General features: G+C 63.9%; 23 protein-coding genes. 16 read left to right on the top strand and 7 right to left on the bottom strand.

Annotated features, from left to right (window positions below; genetic code table 11):
* Nucleotides 1–4: 4 nt before the first annotated feature.
* Nucleotides 5–1,189 carry a TMEM43 family protein gene (locus ABSY17_RS08210; protein WP_378949079.1) on the bottom strand — a complete coding sequence of 395 codons (1,185 nt, stop codon included), beginning with the start codon at nucleotides 1,187–1,189 and terminating at the stop codon, nucleotides 5–7.
* 513 nt (nucleotides 1,190–1,702) lie between these two features.
* Here ABSY17_RS08210 and ABSY17_RS08205 point away from each other — a divergent pair.
* A complete protein-coding gene (locus tag ABSY17_RS08205; RefSeq protein WP_378949076.1) occupies nucleotides 1,703–2,404 on the top strand; it encodes a LuxR C-terminal-related transcriptional regulator in 702 nt (233 codons plus the stop codon).
* A complete protein-coding gene (locus ABSY17_RS08200) occupies nucleotides 2,401–3,162 on the top strand; it encodes a helix-turn-helix transcriptional regulator (protein ID WP_378949073.1) in 762 nt (253 codons plus the stop codon). The genes ABSY17_RS08205 and ABSY17_RS08200 overlap by 4 nt, the downstream gene beginning before the upstream one ends.
* 17 nt (nucleotides 3,163–3,179) lie before the next feature.
* Here the strand turns inward: ABSY17_RS08200 and ABSY17_RS08195 are convergent, their stop codons facing one another.
* The 6 genes from ABSY17_RS08195 to motA form a co-directional block, all read right to left on the bottom strand.
* Nucleotides 3,180–3,620, bottom strand: a complete 441-nt coding sequence (locus ABSY17_RS08195) for a hypothetical protein (protein WP_378949070.1) — start codon at nucleotides 3,618–3,620, stop codon at nucleotides 3,180–3,182.
* Nucleotides 3,617–4,696: a flagellar biosynthesis protein FlhB gene (gene flhB, locus ABSY17_RS08190; RefSeq protein ID WP_378949067.1), complete on the bottom strand. Its 1,080-nt coding sequence runs from the start codon at nucleotides 4,694–4,696 to the stop codon at nucleotides 3,617–3,619. The genes ABSY17_RS08195 and flhB overlap by 4 nt, the downstream gene beginning before the upstream one ends.
* A 21-nt stretch (nucleotides 4,697–4,717) precedes the next feature.
* Nucleotides 4,718–5,728: a flagellar motor switch protein FliG gene (locus tag ABSY17_RS08185; protein ID WP_378949064.1), complete on the bottom strand. Its 1,011-nt coding sequence runs from the start codon at nucleotides 5,726–5,728 to the stop codon at nucleotides 4,718–4,720.
* A gap of 43 nt (nucleotides 5,729–5,771) precedes the next feature.
* Complete coding sequence (gene fliN / locus ABSY17_RS08180) at nucleotides 5,772–6,152, bottom strand: flagellar motor switch protein FliN (RefSeq protein ID WP_378952506.1); 381 nt, start codon at nucleotides 6,150–6,152, stop codon at nucleotides 5,772–5,774.
* 135 nt (nucleotides 6,153–6,287) lie between these two features.
* Complete coding sequence (locus tag ABSY17_RS08175) at nucleotides 6,288–7,223, bottom strand: FliM/FliN family flagellar motor switch protein (RefSeq protein WP_378949061.1); 936 nt, start codon at nucleotides 7,221–7,223, stop codon at nucleotides 6,288–6,290.
* Nucleotides 7,224–7,259: 36 nt separating this feature from the next.
* Nucleotides 7,260–8,135, bottom strand: coding sequence for a flagellar motor stator protein MotA (gene motA / locus ABSY17_RS08170; protein WP_378949058.1), 876 nt, complete (start codon nucleotides 8,133–8,135; stop codon nucleotides 7,260–7,262).
* 151 nt (nucleotides 8,136–8,286) lie between these two features.
* Here motA and ABSY17_RS08165 point away from each other — a divergent pair, with 151 nt between their 5' ends.
* The 14 genes from ABSY17_RS08165 (at nucleotide 8,287) to fliP (ending at nucleotide 18,085) form a co-directional block, all read left to right on the top strand.
* Complete coding sequence (locus ABSY17_RS08165; protein ID WP_378949055.1) at nucleotides 8,287–9,063, top strand: DUF1217 domain-containing protein; 777 nt, start codon at nucleotides 8,287–8,289, stop codon at nucleotides 9,061–9,063.
* A gap of 7 nt (nucleotides 9,064–9,070) precedes the next feature.
* Nucleotides 9,071–9,793: a flagellar basal-body rod protein FlgF gene (flgF, locus tag ABSY17_RS08160; protein ID WP_378949052.1), complete on the top strand. Its 723-nt coding sequence runs from the start codon at nucleotides 9,071–9,073 to the stop codon at nucleotides 9,791–9,793.
* A complete protein-coding gene (fliI, locus tag ABSY17_RS08155) occupies nucleotides 9,794–11,194 on the top strand; it encodes a flagellar protein export ATPase FliI (protein ID WP_378949049.1) in 1,401 nt (466 codons plus the stop codon). It begins immediately after the preceding gene.
* A complete protein-coding gene (locus ABSY17_RS08150) occupies nucleotides 11,178–11,807 on the top strand; it encodes a hypothetical protein (RefSeq protein WP_378949046.1) in 630 nt (209 codons plus the stop codon). The genes fliI and ABSY17_RS08150 overlap by 17 nt, the downstream gene beginning before the upstream one ends.
* Nucleotides 11,808–11,921: 114 nt before the next feature.
* Nucleotides 11,922–12,302 carry a flagellar basal body rod protein FlgB gene (gene flgB, locus ABSY17_RS08145; RefSeq protein WP_378949043.1) on the top strand — a complete coding sequence of 127 codons (381 nt, stop codon included), beginning with the start codon at nucleotides 11,922–11,924 and terminating at the stop codon, nucleotides 12,300–12,302.
* A gap of 5 nt (nucleotides 12,303–12,307) precedes the next feature.
* On the top strand, nucleotides 12,308–12,724 hold the full coding sequence (gene flgC, locus ABSY17_RS08140; RefSeq protein ID WP_378949040.1) for a flagellar basal body rod protein FlgC: 417 nt from the start codon (nucleotides 12,308–12,310) through the stop codon (nucleotides 12,722–12,724).
* A complete protein-coding gene (locus tag ABSY17_RS08135; protein WP_378949037.1) occupies nucleotides 12,724–13,035 on the top strand; it encodes a flagellar hook-basal body complex protein FliE in 312 nt (103 codons plus the stop codon). The genes flgC and ABSY17_RS08135 overlap by 1 nt, the downstream gene beginning before the upstream one ends.
* Nucleotides 13,036–13,046: 11 nt before the next feature.
* The gene (gene flgG, locus ABSY17_RS08130) at nucleotides 13,047–13,835 is read left to right on the top strand and encodes a flagellar basal-body rod protein FlgG (protein WP_378949034.1); all 789 of its coding nucleotides are present in this window, start codon (nucleotides 13,047–13,049) and stop codon (nucleotides 13,833–13,835) included.
* A 5-nt stretch (nucleotides 13,836–13,840) separates the two neighbouring features.
* The gene (gene flgA / locus ABSY17_RS08125; RefSeq protein WP_378949031.1) at nucleotides 13,841–14,314 is read left to right on the top strand and encodes a flagellar basal body P-ring formation chaperone FlgA; all 474 of its coding nucleotides are present in this window, start codon (nucleotides 13,841–13,843) and stop codon (nucleotides 14,312–14,314) included.
* The gene (locus ABSY17_RS08120; RefSeq protein WP_378949029.1) at nucleotides 14,311–15,561 is read left to right on the top strand and encodes a flagellar basal body P-ring protein FlgI; all 1,251 of its coding nucleotides are present in this window, start codon (nucleotides 14,311–14,313) and stop codon (nucleotides 15,559–15,561) included. Before flgA ends, ABSY17_RS08120 begins: the two co-directional genes overlap by 4 nt.
* A gap of 3 nt (nucleotides 15,562–15,564) precedes the next feature.
* Entirely contained in the window at nucleotides 15,565–16,161 is a 597-nt protein-coding gene (locus ABSY17_RS08115) for a MotE family protein (protein ID WP_378949026.1), read from the top strand.
* On the top strand, nucleotides 16,158–16,862 hold the full coding sequence (gene flgH, locus ABSY17_RS08110; RefSeq protein ID WP_378949023.1) for a flagellar basal body L-ring protein FlgH: 705 nt from the start codon (nucleotides 16,158–16,160) through the stop codon (nucleotides 16,860–16,862). The genes ABSY17_RS08115 and flgH overlap by 4 nt, the downstream gene beginning before the upstream one ends.
* A gap of 9 nt (nucleotides 16,863–16,871) precedes the next feature.
* On the top strand, nucleotides 16,872–17,357 hold the full coding sequence (locus tag ABSY17_RS08105; RefSeq protein ID WP_378949020.1) for a flagellar basal body-associated FliL family protein: 486 nt from the start codon (nucleotides 16,872–16,874) through the stop codon (nucleotides 17,355–17,357).
* On the top strand, nucleotides 17,354–18,085 hold the full coding sequence (fliP, locus tag ABSY17_RS08100; protein WP_378949017.1) for a flagellar type III secretion system pore protein FliP: 732 nt from the start codon (nucleotides 17,354–17,356) through the stop codon (nucleotides 18,083–18,085). Before ABSY17_RS08105 ends, fliP begins: the two co-directional genes overlap by 4 nt.
* The last annotated feature ends 73 nt before the right edge of the window (nucleotides 18,086–18,158 follow it).

Below are 18,158 nucleotides of genomic sequence, written 5' to 3'. Positions count from 1 at the left end.
CCACTCAGGCCGTCGCGCCCGCCTGCGGCGCGGCGGCCACCGCCTTGCGCTTGCCAATCCTGGTCAGCGCGAAAGTCAGCGCCAATCCGGCAACCAGAATGCCGATCGCCAGAAGCGGCCTGTACCAGAACCACGCGAATGCGATCGTCACCGTGCCGACCAGCAGTGCCAGCACGAAGGCCACCAGCCCCGTGCCCATGCGCACGATGCTGCCAAGGAACGGGATGACATCGGCGAGAACGCCGAGCGGGCCGAGCAGCAGCCCGAAACCGAGTGCCAGCAGCAACAGGCAGCCGGCGCGCAGCAGCCAGGTGAGGATCGTATTGCCGCGCACCGCCTCGGCAAACATGTCCGCTGCCGACACCTTGCCGCTGTCGACCATCAGCAACTGGTCGCCGGCCACCGTCTGGTAGGCGGTGAAGCCCGAGCCCGACTGTTCGCCAACGATACTGATGTCGCCGAGCGGTACCAGGCTGTAGCCGATGCGATAGTCGCCGATGGCAGGCGAGCTCGCATTGGCGCCGAGGAAGATCCGGCCGTCTGCCACGCTGACGCGCTCGCTGCCGGCAAAGGCGGCTTCGATGGCTGCGATCTGGTTCGGCTTCACCGCAAGCTTCTGGGAATTGCCGATCAGGTTGAGCACCTCCTCGTCCAGCGTGAAGGCGCCCAGGCTGCCCTCGGCAATCTGGAACGACGTGCCCTCGATTTCCATCGACGGGTTCTCGTGATTGGCAGGCTGCTTGAACTCGGAGGAGTCGATTGCCCGGTCCTGCCACTCCTTGGCGTAGCTGTAGGTGGTAACGGTTTCCTCGCTGCCGCCCAGCTTGGTCTGAGTCTCCGACTTCGAGTGCTCGACCCACTGGTACATCTCGACTTCGCGCACCAGCCGCACGCCTTCCGCCGCAATGGCGAAATCCTCGTCGACCAGCCCCTCCGATGCTTTGACCGGTCCGCTGACATGCACAAGCTTGCCATCGTTGGCCGGATCGACGCTGTCGGCGGAGACCGATGCCACGATGCTTGCGCCTTCGGCCAGCGAGCGCGACGTGGTCACCGCCCGGCCCTCGTTCCAGAACAGCACGACCACCATGGCCACCACCAGGATGAGGCCCACCAGCACGCCGCCGACCGCCCGCTTGATCCGCCCGAACCAGGATACGCTGGTGACTTCCTGAAATTGATCGCCCACGAAAATTCCCCTCGCTGAAATTCACGCAGCGTTAGCGCATCTTCGTTGCCAAAATCGAAACCGATTCAGGCAAGGAAGATGCCCAACCTCAAAGACCTGGAGCGTTTTCGTGCGTCCGCTCAGACGCGCCGCACACAAAGCGCTAGCCCGGTCCGGTCAATGGCGATCCTGCCGCCCGTTTTAGGTGTATTTGCCTCCGCCTGGACCCACCCTGAGTCTGCCAAAGGACTCTGAATTAACTTTTTGTCAATTATGTTTGCGGAGCGATTCACAAGGGGTTAAATTCAACCCGAATCAGCCGGTCCGTGGGGGGGCGCGGCGAACCACCAACTCTCTGAAATGCCGGGGTTTTTCTCGGCGCAGAGCGCGTTTGGTTTCGCGCGACCAGCACGGATTCGGCCGATGGGTACCCCTGGTGCTCGCGTCGCGTTCTTTTCGTTCAAGTGAAGCGTTTTCGACCCGGACGAGGCACCCGCCTTGCCCGGCCTCAAATGGATTCCGGCAAGCATTCAAATGATCGCCCTAGCAGCCCGCAACGAACAGACGACAGTCGCAGCAAGGCTCGCATCCCATAGCGATCTCACCGCGTTCTTCATGAACCTGACCGACGAGATCGGCGCCGACGGCTACATGCTGGTCGCCATCTCCCAGGACCAGGAGCGCGACAAGCTGCAGATCATCGCGTCCAACTGGATCTACGACGCCATCCAGATTGCCGGCCACGCTCTCATTGCCGGCCTCGCCCAGGGACCTTTCGCCAGCGCGCCGGGCACGCGCCCGCAGAGCCTCATCGCCTCGCACGCCCCTGCCCTGCTCGGCGGCGAGGAAGCACGCCTGCTCGACGTGCTCGGCCATGCCGAGATCTTCACGCTCAAGCTGCATGTCGGCCGTCAGCGCCTGTTCGTCCTGTTCTCGGCCGCCGAGGCCGGCTGCATCGACCAAGTGGCCATGCCGCGCATCCAGCTCGAATGCTGCTACGCGCTTTCGCAGGCGCCAGGTATCCTGGCCGCCGCGACGATGCAGGACCCGCTGTCGGACCGCGAGCGCGAATGCCTGTTCTGGGTTTCGGAAGGCAAGACCACCGACGAGGTCGCAGTGATCCTCGGCGTCTCGTCCAACACCATAAACAGCTACATCACCCACGCGATCCAGAAACTTTCGGCAAGCAACCGCGCCATGGCGATTGCGACCGCAATCAGGAGCGGCATCATTTGACCTCCGCGCAGGCCCGCCAACACGCCGAAACGACGATCGCCCAGGAAGACACGCGACTAACGAGCCAAGTCCGCGGCACGACGGCCCATGCCGTTACCCTTGCAGACGCCGTGAAGCGTTGCCGCTGGCTTGCCGTAGACCTCGGCGCACGCGACTTCGCTCTGTGCCTGGCCGGATCGGGCACGGACAGCAGCCGGCTGGTGCCCTGCTTCGATTCCGACTATCCGGGCAACCTGGCGGCCGCACGACTGCTCGATGGTGGCATTGGCGAACATCTGATGCGCCATATCAGGCAGTCGACGGCGCCGTGCTGGTGGGCCGACGATGCCGCTGCCGAAACTGCTTTCTCAGCCCTTACCTGGACCAGCCGCATCAAATCCCCGGCGTCCAACGATCGTGGCATCGCCTTCCCGGTCTATACGGATCGGGGACAGGCCGGGCTCATCGTCTTCGGCGGTCCTGAGCTTGCTCCCAACGCGGCATCGCTGCACGATCTGCACGGTCGCTGCTTTGCACTGTTCGATGCCGTCGCCCGCTTCGGCATCGGCCGCACGGACGAATTGCCGGCCATGTCGCGGCGCGAGCTCGAATGCCTCAAGCTCACCTCGCGTGGCCACACCAGCGAGGAAATCGCCAAGCTGCTCAAGCTTTCGGTCCACACGGCCAACCAGTACCTCACCCAGACGACGCAGAAGCTCAACGCCGTCAACCGCATGCACGCGGTAGCCAAGGCCCTGCGCCTGGGATTGATCGACTGATTTCCAGCCCTATCCTATCAGGCTGCTTTCGCCCGTGGCACGGTCCGCCGGATCATGGCCTGCTCGATCGCGCCCGCAAGATACTGGGTGTTCTTCTCCGGCTCGGCGTCCGGCTTCTCGAACGACACATAGTGAACCTCGACCGAGGCATGCGTTGCCGTCATCGACAGCTGGAAATAGACGACCGCACCTTCCGGCCTGAGTTCGAGGTCGAGCACGATGCGCGGACTGCCAGTCCAGCAGACATGTGCTTCGCCGCCCAATCCCATCCGCAACGCCCCCGGCATGAAATACAGTTCCGCCGCTGAATCGACCAGGTCGGCCACGTTGGCGAAGTGCTCCATACGGATGAAGGCTATGTAGTCGGCGATGTCGACCAGGCGCAGCTCACGCACGACAGGCTGTATAGCTGTTGCAACGATCACTTCCCGAGACGAAGCATGTGGCTGGGGGTTCATGATGTCCTGCGTTGACCCTTGTTTCCATATACAATTCGTACCAGCTCGGCGACCGCCTGGTAGAATTGACCTGGTATCACACTATCAACCGAAACTTGCTTGTACATGGAGCGAGCAAGTGCAACGTCCTCGAATACTGGGACGCCATTTTGTTCCGCAATCTCGCGGATCTTCAGCGCAATCAGGTCCTGTCCCTTGGCGAGCACCATCGGCGCGGCGTCTTCGTCGCGGACATAGCGCAGCGCGATGGCGAAATGGGTCGGGTTCGCGATCACCAGCGTCGCGCGCGGCACCGCCGTCAGCATGCGCTGGCGGGCGCGGTCGCGCGCGATGGAGCGCAGGCGCGACTTGATGATCGGGTCGCCTTCCGACTGCTTCATCTCGTCCTTGACTTCCTGCTTGGTCATGCGCTGCTCCTGGTGCCAGTGGAAGCGTGACCAGACAAAGTCGGCGACGGCAATCACGCCCATGACGAAGACGATCGTCGTGAGGATGTCGACCGCTATGCCGCGGATGACGCTGCCGAAAGCCACCGGGTTGGTGATCATGCCTGCAAGCAGTCTGCGGTGATCGTCCGAGAGCACGATCACGAGAACGAGTATGGCAAAACCAAGCTTTGCCAGCGATTTGAGGAACTCGACGAAGCCCTGGGTGCCGAACAACCGCTTCCAGCCAGCGCCGAGCGAAATCCGCGACATCTGCGGACGGATGCGCTCACCGACGAACTGCGGCAAGTTCTGCAACACCGAAGCACCGACGCCGGCAACAACCAGCAGCAGCAGAAGGTTTGCGACGGCCCGGCCGATTTCCACGATCACCGCCTGGTAGAGCTCGATGACGTCGCGTTCGGTGCCGAGCGGCCAGCTCTCGGGTTTTTCGAGGAAGTTCGACAGGAACACACCGAGTTCTGCAAACGAGTCGGCGGCAAAGAACACGGTGTAGACGAGGATCGCCAGGAAAGAGGTGAAGATCGCGATTTCCTTCGAGACCGGCAGTTTGCCTTTCTCGATCGTGTCGCGGATCTTCTTCTCTGTTGGTTCTTCTGTTTTTGAGTCTTTGTCTTCGCCGTCGGCCATGGCTCAAGCAACCGCGCCGGGTCAGGCCGCGTTCTGCGTCGACGGCAGTTCGAGCAGACCGTCCTTGGCCATGCGCAAAGCAGTCGAGGCAATGGATCTGCGAGCACGCAGGATATCGGCGGACTGTACGCCTTCCGATCCCTGGCCGAGTTCGGATTCGATCATGCGGCGCGAGCGCGCGCCGATCGACGACAGCACAGCTTCTGCGAGCGGCAGGGCCGTGCCGCGCAGCGCGAGCGTAATGAGCTCGGTCGACAGCCCGTCGAACAGTGCGACACGCGCCTTCTGCGACATGTCCACAATGTCTTCGAAGGAAAACAGCCTTGCGCGGATAGCCTCGAGTCCGCTCGCGCCGACTTCCTCGAGGCCACTCATCACTTCCTCGAGCTGCGACTTGTCGAGCTCGTTGAGCACGCTTGCGACGCGGGCCTGGCCGGCCGTGGTGTCTTTTTGCGTGGCCCCGTTGAGCACATGGGTGCGGATCTGGTTCTCGACCAGCCTGGTCGCAGCCTCAGGGACCGTCGTCAGCTCCATCATCCGCTTGATGATCTCGCTACGCACCGGCTTTTCCACCGTCAGCACGACGCTTGCGGCGTAGGTCGGCGCAAGGTTAGACACGATCAACGCCGCAGTCTGCGGATGCTCGTTGCCGAGGAAAGCACCAACCCGCGCCGGATCGAGTTTTTCGAGCTGTGGCCACACAGGCGGTGCGTATTCATTCAGCACCGTCCCATCGCCGCCGCCCATCAGCGCGTTCATCGCTTCGGGTGATAGCGACTCGTTGAGGATCTGGTCCATCTCGTCGGCAGAATCGAGCAGGCCGGCACCTTCGGTGAACTCGTCCTCGAATTCGGCGACGATCCGTTCGAGATCGGCCTGGGGAATGGTCTTGAGGAGCCGTGCCCCCTCGATCAGCTCCTTGAGTTCTTCCTGCTTGAAGAACTTGAGCAGCCGGCTCGCCGAAGGCTTGCCCATCGCCACCAGAATGGCTGCCGCCTTTTGCGGCCGCGTCAGCGTCGACAGCGGGCTCATGGGCGGACCTCGTTCGAAGGATGGGAAAGCACGATCAAAATCCTCAGGCGCTCTTCTTGGCCGCGACAATCTCGGTCAGGCGGATGCCGAAGCGTGACGGGTCGTTTTCCAGCACGATGATCTCGCCACGGGCGATGCGGCGACCGTTGACCATCACATCGACCGGGTCGCCAATGCGGCGGTCGAGCGCCACGGTCGACCCCTTCTGCAGCGTCATCAGGTCGGACACCGCCATTTCGGTGCTGCCGAGCATGATCTGCACTTCCACCGGGATGTCGAGGATGACGCTGTTGCCGGCAGCCGGACCGCGCGCCGGTTCGGCATGCGTCTGTTCCTCGCTCAGCACGCCGCGCAATTCCTCGATGGCGCGGTTGAGCTGGTCGTCTTCCCCTTCGACGCCAGGCGTCCCGAACATCTCGGGCATCTCGGACATCCCGGACATCTCGGGCATCTCGAGCATCTCGGGATCGCCGAATTCAGGCATGGGCTGCGACTGGTTCATCGGTATTCTCCAGTTGGGTCGTTCGCGGTGTCGGACGCTGCATCGAAGCACATAGCCTCAGCCAGCGACGATCCCTTCAATGGTTTCTTCGGTGGTATCGAACGGACGCTTGACGCGGACGGTGTAGTTCTGCCCGAGCTTGCCGAATTCGCAGGCAAACAGCGTCTTGCCGCGAGCGGCGATGACGGCGTTGGATTGTGTATTCTCGGCCAATTCGATGACCTGCCCGACGCCAAGCCCGGTCAGGTCGCGGAGCGTCATGCGGCCGATCGGCATCGAGGCTTCGAGCCGGACCGTCGAACGCATCACCTCGTCGGAGAAGCGCGACCGCCATTCAGTGACGGGAACGGCGGCGGCATCCCTCTCGGCCTTGCCGCGGCGATCCTCGATCAGCACACGCTGCGGCAAAGTCAGCGCCAGCGTGCCGCGCGACGCCGCCGTGGCGACCGACAAGATGATTCGCGCGGAAGGTCCGTCGCGGAACACATGCTTCTTCATGACCGTGCCGGTCATCGCCTCCGGAACCGGCAGCTTGACGCCGAACTCGCCATCGGGCCCTTGCGCGTTCATCCCACGCGCTACTTCCTGGAACACCATGGTGGCGACTCCCAGCTCGATGGCCGAGAGATCGCGATCGATCGGCGCCACCTGACGGCTGGGCTCACCGCCAAACAGGACATGCACGAGGATGGCGAGTGCCTGCGGATCGAGGGCCATCACGAGCCCGTCAGGCGAAGTCTCGCTCGCGGCGACCGCCAGCGCCTGGTTGCTCTTGCCGGCCTTGGCGTCGCCCATGCGCGCAAGCTTGACATCGACGACCTCGATGTAGACCTGCTCAGGCAATAGCTGGTTCAGATGCTTGGCGATCTCTGGCGCCGCGCGCTCGGCCATGCGACGGGCAGCCGAATGCACCTTGTCAGGCTCGCCGGTATTGCCCAGCAAGCGCTCGATCACCACGTCGCGGGGTTCCGCAGGGCTTGCGATTGAATTCATGATTGCAGATGCCCTTCGTCAGCTGCCGGCATTGGCTCAGGCCGCCTGCTTTTCGATGATGTTGGTATTCAGCGTGCTCTGTTCCACCGCGTCGATCGACGGACGGTCGTAAGCCGAGATCGTCTTGCGGCCGAACTCGATCGCCACCTGCGGCAGCGAACCGTTCATGTAGGCAAGCAGCGTCTGCTTCACGATGATGTAGAGACGGTGGTTCTTTTCGCGCACGGTCTTCACTTTGGTAGCGATCGGACCGACCACCGAATAGGACAGGAAGATGCCGAGGAAGGTACCCACCAGCGCAGCCCCGATCAGGCCGCCGAGGATCTCCGGCGACTGGTCGAGCGCGCCCATGGCCTTCACCACGCCGAGCACGGCCGCGACGATGCCGAGCGCCGGCAGGCCATCACCGACCGCTACCAACGCGTGATAGGGCTTGAGCTTGTCGGCGCGGATGGTCTGGATTTCCTCGTCCATCAGCGCCTCGATCTCGTGCGGCCGGGCATTGCCGATGATGATGATGCGGCAATAGTCGCAGATGAAATGCGTCAGGGCGTCGTTCTTCAGCACCATCGGATAGGCCTGGAAAATCGGCGAGTCCTCGGGATTGTCGATATGCGCTTCGACTTCCGAGCGTGTCTTGGTGCGCAATTCGCGCATCAGGCTGTGCAGCACGCCGAGCGTCTCGAGATAGTCCTGCTCTTTCGGCACCGCCTGCCTGAAGGCTTCCATGATGCCGCGGCCGGTGTCCTTCACCGTGGCCAATGGATTGGCGACCAGGAAGGTACCCAGCGCAGCACCGCCGATGATGACCAACTCCCAGGGCTGCATAAGGACGTTGAGGTGGCCGCCCATCGCCATGAATCCGCCGAGCACACAGCCGAGCGTCACGACGAGTCCGATAAGAATGCCCACGGTTGGTCCTTCCGCATTGAAAGCAAGTTGCAGGCAGCCATAACTGGCGTGCCTTGTGTGAGGCTTGAACGAGCATCGCGAAACGATTCAGCTTCGCGCAAGCATTTGAGCATACCCTTCCCCAACTATCCTGCGGCGGAAGGGTTTTATCGTGCTCAATACCTATACAAGCTACCAGTTAATCGCGAAGGACATCGGCAAGGCGATCGACCGCGTCGAGGCTCAGCCAACGGTCGAGCGCGATACCAAATATTACCTTGAGAACATTACCAAGGTGAAAAGCATCGAGCAGTTCGTCAAGGACGACCGGCTGTTCAAATACGCCATGAAGGCGCATGGCCTGCAGGATATGGCCTATGCCAAGGCCTTCATGGTCAAGGCGCTGAAGGAAGGCATCAGCGATCGCGACAGCTTCGCCAACAAGCTGACCGACAAGCGCTACGCCGAATTCGTCGACACGTACAATTTTGAGGCGCACGGCGAAACGGCGACGATTTTCAGCAAGGCGCAGCAGGGCACCGTCGACAAATACCTGCGCCAGACGCTGGAAGAAAATGCCGGCAAGGACAATGAAGGCGTCCGCCTCGCCCTCTACTTCCAGCGCAAGGCACCCTCGATCAAAAGCTTCTACCAGGTTCTCGCCGACCCGGCCCTAGCCAAGGTGGTGCGCACGGCACTCGCCTTGCCGGAATCCTTTGCCTCCGCCGACATCGACCGTCAGGTCAAGTTCTTCGAGGAAAAGCTGAAAATCGAAAACATCTCCGACCCCAAGAAGCTCGGCGAGTTCCTCAAGCGCTTCACCAGCCTGTGGGAGATCAACAACCCTTCCTCGCCCGTACAGCAATCGGCCGGGCTGCTGTTCGGCGCGCCCGTAAGCTACGGGGTTTCCACCGATCTTATGTTCGCCATGCAAAAGCTGAGGTTCTGAGCACATCATGCAGAACGGTCTTTACGTCGCGCTTTCCGCGCAGGTCGCGCTCGAAAAGCGTCTCGACACCATCGCCGACAACGTCGCCAACGCTTCCACCGTCGGCTTCCGCGCCACCGGTGTGAAGTTCGAGGATGTCGTCTCCGGCCTCGGCGCCAAGTCGGTATCCTTCGTCTCGACGGGCGAAACCTATCTCTCGACCCAGCACGGCGGCATGACGCACACTGGCAATCCTTTCGACTTCGCCATCCGCGGCGATGCCTGGTTCGGCATCGAGACGCCTGGCGGCATAGTCATGACACGCGACGGCCGTTTCTCCATGACCCGCGAAGGTCAGCTGGTCACCCATCAGGGCTATCCAGTGCTCGATGCCGGCGGCGCCCCGATCCAGCTCGACCCGCGCGAAGGCCCGCCGGAGGCCGGCGCCGATGGCTCGCTGCGCCAGGACGGCCGCCTCGTCGCGGCACTCGGCCTGTATGAATTCAACCCCGGACCGAATTTCGTCCGCTACGGCAACTCTGGCGTCGTGCCGGCGACCGCTCCCCAGCCTGTCGTCGACCGCATGGAGGCTGGTCTCGTCCAGGGCTTCGTAGAGGAATCCAACGTCAATCCGGTCCAGGAAATGACCAGGCTGATCATGTTGCAGCGCGCCTTCGAGAACTCGGCTGCCCTCATACGCCAGACCGAAAACACCTTCTCCGGCGCCATCAAGACGCTCGGTTCGAAGTAAGTGAGCTCCGCCCTGCCTGCCGCCCGCACAGAAGCCCCGCCCGCCTTCGACAACAGGCTCGCAGCGCTCGAACTACTCGAGCGCCGCTTCGCCGACGACCGCACGCTCGTCCGTCGCGGCGGCCGGGTGACGGAAATCGCGCCGACACACTACCGGGTCGGCGGCCTGTCGGCCATCGCGCGCCTCGGCGACATCGTCGAGCATCGCGGCCAGGGCCGCAGCCGCCGCGGCGAGATCGTCCAGATCGGCCGCAACGAGGTGCTGGTCGCGCCCTACGAAAGCAGCGAGGATGTCGGCGTCGGCGACGCCGTCTTTACTCGCGGCCCGATTTCCATCACCCCCCATCCGAGCTGGCGCGGCCGCGCCATCGACGCACTTGGCCGTCCCATCGACAACGGGCCACCCTTGATTCGCAGCGCCCAGCAGGATGCCAGCGAGGCTGTCCCGCCCGCCGCCCTTGCCCGCCAGCGCGTCGACACGGGCTTCATGACCGGCGTCCGCGTCATCGACATCTTCACCCCGCTGTGCTTCGGCCAGCGCATGGGCGTCTTCGCCGGCTCCGGCGTCGGCAAATCGACCCTGCTTGCGATGCTCGCCGGTGCCGACGCCTTCGACACCGTCGTCGTAGCACTCATCGGCGAACGTGGCCGCGAGGTGCGCGAATTCCTCGAAGACACCATCGGCGCGGCAAGCATGGCAAAGACCGTCGCGGTCGTCGCCACCAGCGACGAGAGTGCAATGATGCGCCGCCGCGCACCCGACACGGCCATGCGCGTTGCCGAGCATTTCCGCGACCAAGGCCACCGCGTGCTGCTGGTGCTCGATTCGATCACCCGTTTCGCCCATGCCTTGCGCGAGGTGGCCATCGGTGCCGGCGAGCCGCCGGTGGCGCGCGGCTATCCCGCCTCGGTCTTCACCGAACTGCCCAGACTGCTCGAGCGTGCCGGGCCGGGCATGGAGGGCACGGGCTCGATCACCGCCATCATCTCGGTGCTCATCGACGGCGACGACCACAACGATCCGGTCGCCGATTCGGTCCGTGGCATTCTCGACGGCCACGTCGTGCTCGACCGTGCTATCGCCGAGCAGGGCCGCTACCCGCCGGTCAACCCACTGGCGTCGATCTCGCGTCTCGCCGGCAAGGCCTGGACCCCCGATCAGCGCGTGCTGGTCAGCAGGCTCAAGGCGATGATTTCGCGCTTCGAGGACACGCGCGACATCCGTCTGCTCGGAGCCTACCAGCCCGGCGCGGATCCGGAGCTCGATCTCGCCGTGCGCCAGGTGCCGGTGATCTACGAAGCGTTGGGGCAGTCGCCCGTCGACGGCCCTTCGTTCGACCCATTCTCCGACCTCGCCAGCCACTTGAGAGCCAAGGAAAGACCCCATGTTCAGGCGGAATGATCCTGCGCGCGAACTGCTGGATATCATCGAGGCGCGGGACAAGCCGCGCACGCTGTTGCAGCGCCTCGGCTTGAAACGCACGACCTTGAAGATCGTGCCCCGGCACGCGAAGCGCGACCACAGGAGCGATTTCATCATCGCCTGTCTCGGCATCGCGCTCGGCACAACCTGCGCGCTGTTTCCCTGGTACATCTTCTTCAATCAGGAGAAGTTCGGCATCCGGGCGATGAAATTCGGTGGCCGCGGACAGGCTGAAGAGACGGTCCCGCTGTTCATGAGCGACGCGCCCGAGCGCATCGGTGCGCCGATGTCGGTCGAAGACATCCCGACCATGAAGCTGGACCTCTTCGCCACCGGCTCGCTTCGCGGTGACAAGGGTGAAGCTGGCGGTGCCCGGGCCATCAGCGAACAGCCCTTCCCCGGTCCGAAGGTCAATTTCGCCCTCGTCCACGTCGCCAACGGCCGCGCCATGATCCAGGACGACGCCGGCGTGTGGGTGGTGCAGCGCGGCTCGGTGCTGCCAGACTCGAGCACGGTCGCCTCGATCGAGCAGCGCAACGGCAAATGGGTTCTCGTCACCTCGCGCGAGGAAGTTCTCAGCCTGTCGCGCTAGCGCCGTGCGTCCGAAAGGACGCGGCGCTCCAGCGGCGGCGCCAAGCTTGCCGAACCCCGCAAGGCCCGCGCAAGACTGAGGCAATAGTGTTTGGAAATCTGCTCGGAGATTTCCATGGACCCCGTCAATCTGTTCGATCTGGCCGCCCAGCAGGCACGCTGGCTCTCGGTGCGCCAGAACGCCATCGCAGGCAACGTCGCCAACGCCAACACGCCCGGCTATCGCACCCACGATGTAGAGCCGTTCGAACGCGTACTCGATCGAACGCGCGTCGCCATGACGGCAACACAGACGGGCCACCTCACCGGAGGTGCCACCGCCGCCGGCCTCGCAGTCAAGGCGGAAGAACCCAAGAATGCCGTGCTGCCCTCCGACAACACTGTGGCTCTAGACGATGAGTTGTTGAAGGCCGGCGAAGTCCGCCGCGCGTTCGAGCTCAATACGGCCATCGTCAAGGCCTTCCATCGCATGATCATGCAAAGCAGCAAGGGCTGACCGATATGGATCCGCTCGTCGCCGCCCTCAAGGTCGCAGGCTCCGGTCTCGGAGCCCAGTCCGAACGCCTTCGCATCGTCTCGGAAAACCTCGCCAACGCCCAGTCGACCGGCAAGACGCCTGGTGCCGAACCCTATCGTCGCAAGACCGTCAGCTTTGCCGCTGAACTCGACCGTGCGACCGGCGGCTCGACCGTCGAGATCGCCGCCCTCGGCGAGGACCAATCGCCTTTCCGGTTGGAGTTCCAGCCCGGCAACGAGGCCGCCGACGCCAATGGCTACGTCAAGATGCCCAACGTCAACGTGTTGATCGAAATGGCCGACATGACCGAGGCCAACCGTTCCTACGAAGCCAACCTGCAAGTCGTTAAGCAGGCCCGCGATCTCATTTCCATGACCATCGATCTTATGAGGAGCCAGTAATGATCGGCAGCATCAGCCCGCTCGGCCAACAGGTCCTGACCACCCCGACCAGCATCCTTCCTGAAACTGCGTCGGTCGCATCCGGCGCAGTCGGCAATTCCTTCGCCGCGGCCCTTGCCGATGCCGCCGCCCAGACCGCGGCGAGCCTGCGCAAGGCAGAGCAGCTTTCCGCTGCCGGCATCCAGGGCAAAGCCGACACCCGCGAGGTGGTCGATGCAGTGATGAGCGCCGAACAGGCGCTGCAGGCGGCCATCGCCATCCGCGACAAGATCGTCTCGGCCTATCTCGAAGTCAGCCGCATGGGCATCTGAGGAACACCTAGATGAAAGCGCTTGCTATCGCCGCTACGGGCATGAACGCCCAGCAGACCAATCTCGAAGTGATCGCGAACAACATCGCGAACATCAACACGACAGGCTACAAGCGCGCCCGCGCCGAGTTCTCGGATCTTCTCTACCAGGTCGACCGCATGCAGGGCGTGCCCAGCCGCGCTAACGCGGCGATCGTGCCGGAAGGCGTCAGCATCGGCCTCGGCGTCAAGACCGCAGCGGTCCGTAACGTCCACATCCAGGGCGGCCTGACCAATACGGGCAACCAGTTCGATCTCGCGCTGTCCGGCAAGGGCTGGTTCCAGATCGAGGGCGCCGACGGCCAGACGCTCTATTCGCGCGCCGGCTCCTTCAACACCAATGCCACCGGCCAGCTCGTCACCGTCGACGGCTATGTCGTCGATGGCGGCATCGTGGTCCCCGCAAACGCACTTGAAGTTGTCGTCAACGATTCCGGCGGGGTCTTTGCCCGCGTCGCCGGCCAGACCGACCTGCAAACGATCGGCCAGCTGCAGCTCGCCAATTTCGCCAACGAGGCGGGGCTTGCGCCGCTTGGCGACAACCTCTTCGCCGAGACCAACGCTTCCGGCCCAGCGATCGAGGGGGAACCTGGTTCGCCCGGCTTCGCCACCATCAAGCAAGGCTACCTGGAAAACTCCAACGTCGACCCGGTCAAAGAGATCACAGAGCTGATCTCGGCGCAGCGCGCCTACGAAATGAATTCCAAGGTCATCCAGGCGGCCGACGAAATGGCCGCCGTCGTCTCCAAGAACTTGCGGTGAACATCATGCGGTTGCGGAACGCGCACCTCCATATCCGCGCGGCGGTCCTGGCCTTCGCCATGCTTGGCGGCGCCGCAATGGCGGCCGAGCAGGAAGTCGTGCTCGTTCCCAACCGCGTCATCTATCCCGGCGAGGCCATCGCGCTGTCGGCACTCAAGGAAGTCGCCCTCAAGCCTGGCAAGGTACGTCCCGATGGGGTCGTCACTCAGGCGGACGAACTCGACGGCCGTGTCGCCAAGCGTACGCTGCTGCCCGGCCGCTACATTTCCGTCACGGCCCTTCGCGAGGCGTGGCTGGTCGATCGCGGCGCTGCCGTCCAGGTGGTGTTCGAGGCTGGCCCGCTGACGATCTCCGCATCAGCCGTGACCCTTGAGCCGGGTGCCGCCGGCGATGTCGTCAAGGTGCGCAACATCGACACCGGCAAGACCTTCACCGGGACCGTCATGGCCGACGGCTCGATCCGCGTGGGTGCGACATGATCCGCAGATTGGTACTCGCGGCGGTCGCCGTATTCGGTCTCCAGACAGCCTATGCCGACGGCCCGGTTGGCGTCCCGGCATCGCAACTGAATGTTCCTGCCGCCGCAGCGCCAGGCGCCGCAGCCATGCCCGAAGCCGACTTCGTCAGTGCGGGCGACGGCGGGAGGCTGACGACGCTCAACAGCGGCAACGGTGCCAGCTTCGTCAACGTCCGCATCAAGGACGTCGCTTCGCTGCAGGAATCCCGTGACAACCAGCTTGTCGGCTACGGCCTCGTCATCGGCCTCGCCGGCTCCGGTGACAGCCTGCGCAACTCGCCCTTCACCGAGCAGTCGATGCGCGCCATGCTCGAAAATCTCGGCATCGCCTCGGAAGATGGCCGCGCCCGGGCGAAAAACGTCGCCGCCGTCATCGTCACCGCCAACATGCCGGCCTTCGTCCAGGCCGGAACGCGCATCGACATCAACGTGTCTTCCCTCGGCGACGCCACCTCGCTTGCCGGCGGCACGCTGGTCATGACCCCGCTCAAGGCCGCAGACGGCGAGATCTACGCCGTCGCGCAGGGCTCCCTGCTCGTTGGCGGCTTCAACGCCCAGGGCAAGGCCGAGCAGGTCACGCAAGGCACGCCCACTGCCGGACGTGTGCCCAATGGCGCCATCGTCGAGCGCGAGGTCAAGGCCCGCTTCGCCGACGAGAACGTGCTCACGCTGCAGCTCTTCAACCCTGATTTCTCGACCTCGGTACGCATCGCCGATGCCATCAACGACTACGCACGCCATCGCTTCGGCACGCGCGTCGCCGGTGAACAGGACGCCCGCACCGTCGTCATCCGCAAGCCGGCAGGCATCTCGACCGCGCGCTTCTACGCAGAGCTCGAGAACCTGATGGTGTTGTCCGATGTCCCTGCCCGCGTCGTCGTCGACGAACGCACCGGCACCATCGTCATCGGCAATGAGGTCAAGATATCGCGCGTCGCCATCAGCCATGGCACGCTCACCGTCCGCGTCACCGAGCAGCCGCGCATCATCCAGCCCGAGCCGTTCTCGCGCGGCCAGACCGCGGTCGAGGATTTCACCGTCGTCGAGGCGGAGCGCCCCGGCTCCAAGCTGGCCGTGCTCGACGGTCCCAACCTGCAGACGCTGGTAGCCGGCCTCAACCGCCTCGGCGTCAAGCCGGACGGCATCATCTCAATCCTCCAGGGCATCAAGTCGGCAGGCGCGCTGCAGGCCGACCTGGTGGTCCAGTAAGGCATGGCCATGGATAGCAGGCTTTCCAAGACCTTCAGTCGCAGAGCGCTTTCCGCCGTCGCACTGGCTGCCGTGCTTGCAGCAGGCGGTTCCGCGCATGGCGCTGGCGCCCCTGCCGAGGGTGCACCCACTCAAGGCACGCCCACCCCGTTCATCAATCGTCCGGCCGCACCGCCGAAAGCGGTCGAACCGGTCGGGGTCGAGCAGAGCGAAGTCGAGCGCTTCTGCTCCAACATCGCCGACGCCGCCCGCGATCGCCGCTATGCACTGCAGGCGGAGGAGTTGAAGAAGCTCCAGGCGGAGGTCGACCAGCGCATCGCGCTGCTCGAGGAGCGCAAAAGCGAATACGAAACCTGGCTCAAGCGTCGCGAGGTCTTCCTCGCCCGCGCCGAGGAAGGCGTGGTGAGCATCTATTCCCGCATGAAGCCCGATGCCGCGGCCGAGCGGCTGGCGATGATGAACGTCGAACTCGCCGCGGCGATCCTGATGAAGCTCGACGCCCGCAAATCGAGCGTCATCCTCAATGAAATGGAAAGCAAGTCGGCGGCCGATCTGACCCGCATCATGGCGAGCGCATCCCGCAGGCAGGACCCATCATGACCAGAAAAGCCCTTTTGGCGGCCTTGCTCGCCAGCCTCGCCGGTTGTGCCACGGACACCAGGGAGATCGGCAAGGAGCCGACGATGTCGGCCGTCGGCTCGGGCATCGAGGACGGCGGTTCGCCGATGTACCGCTATCCCCAGGCCCCGGCATCTGCTCCCAAGCGCTTCTCGCTGTGGCAGGACAGCCAGAGCAGCATGTTCACCGACCTGCGCGCCTTGCAGCCGGGCGACATCCTGACCGTCAAGATCGACCTCGACGACAGGGCCCGGTTCAAGAACGAGTCCGAACGCAACCGAACCTCCAACCGCACCATCGGCCTCGGCCTGAATGCCGAGTGGGACGGCGCCGGCACCGGCGGAGCGGTCGACGGCAATGCGGGCTCCAAGTCGATCTATTCCGGCGATGGCGCCACCGCCCGCTCGGAAAAGCTCAACCTGCTCATTGCCGCCGTCGTCACCGATGTGCTGCCCAACGGCAACATGATGATCCGCGGCTCGCAGGAGGTCCGTGTCAACGCGGAGATGCGCATCCTGACGATTGCCGGCATCGTGCGCCCCTCCGACATCGGGCCGAACAACACCATTCCCTACGAGCGCATCGCCGAGGCGCGCATTTCCTATGGCGGCCGCGGCCGTATCACCGAGGTGCAGCAGCCGCCCTATGGCCAGCAGTTCCTCGACCAGGTCCTCCCCTTCTAGGCCGCGCCCATGTCAGCGATCGACTTCCCTATCGTCCGCAAGCCCGGCCCTTCGCTGGTGGTCCAGATCGGCATCCTGCTGCTGATGACCAGTGCAGCGGTGGGCATGGGCTGGCTCGCGGGTGGCTACCTCTACGGCGAGAGCCGCCAGGCGGAGCAGGCCGAGGCCAAGGCCAAGGCCGCCAGCACCGAACACGGCGAACCCGCACCTGCGGCGACGCTGTTCCAGCTTGCGCCCATCACCACCAACATTGCCGCGCCCGACAACATGTGGGTGCGGCTCGAGCTTTCGCTGGTGCTGGACGCGCCGCAGCCGGCGGAACTCACCGAGCGGGTCCACCAGGACCTTCTCGCCTTCGTGCGCACGCTCCGGATCCATCAGGTCCAGGGCTCCAGCGCCTTGCGCCACCTCAAGACCGACCTCGACGAGCGCGCTGCCATCCGCAGCGACGGCCACGTCAAGGAAGTGCTGATCAGAACGTTGCTGTTTGAATGAAAAAGTTCCTGGCCACCGCAGCCATCCTCGCTGGCGCCTCCCTGCCCGCGAGCGCGCAGCAACTCGACCTCAGCGCCTTCGGCAATGCCGACGGCGCCACCGTCGGCTACATGATCCAGATGTTCGGCCTGCTCTCCGTGCTGTCGGTGGCGCCGGGCCTGCTCATCATGGTGACGAGCTTCACCCGATTCGTCATCGCGTTTTCGATCCTGCGCACCGGCATCGGCCTGCAGTCGACGCCCGCTAACCTGATCCTGATCTCGCTGTCGCTGTTCATGACCTTCTACGTCATGGCGCCGACCTTCGATCAGGCCTGGAGCAACGGCGTCAGGCCGCTGATGGACAACCAGATCAGCCAGACCGAGGCGGTCGGGCGCATTGCCGATCCGTTCCGCGACTTCATGATGCACAACGTCCGCGACAAGGACTTCGACCTGTTCGCCGATCTCGCTCGCGAGCGCGGCCAGACGGTGTCGGAAGAAAAGGTCGACCTGCGCATCCTGGTGCCCGCCTTCATGATCTCGGAGATCCGCCGCGGTTTCGAGATCGGCTTCCTGATTGTACTGCCCTTCCTGGTCATCGACCTCATCGTCGCCACTATTACCATGGCCATGGGCATGATGATGCTGCCACCGACCGTAGTCTCACTGCCCTTCAAGCTTTTGTTCTTCGTGCTCATCGACGGCTGGAACCTGCTGGTCGGCAGCCTCGTCCGATCATTCACTTAGCAGAACTGCAAAAAGGGGCCGCGCGGCCCCTTTTTTATTGCAAGCGGACAACGCGCCGCGGTTGCAAAGCCTC

This window comes from Mesorhizobium sp. ANAO-SY3R2 (assembly GCF_042466635.1).
Lineage (GTDB): Bacteria > Pseudomonadota > Alphaproteobacteria > Rhizobiales > Rhizobiaceae > Aminobacter.
The sequence above is the reverse complement of the archived record's forward strand: the minus strand, read 5'-3'. Positions and strand labels throughout refer to the sequence as shown.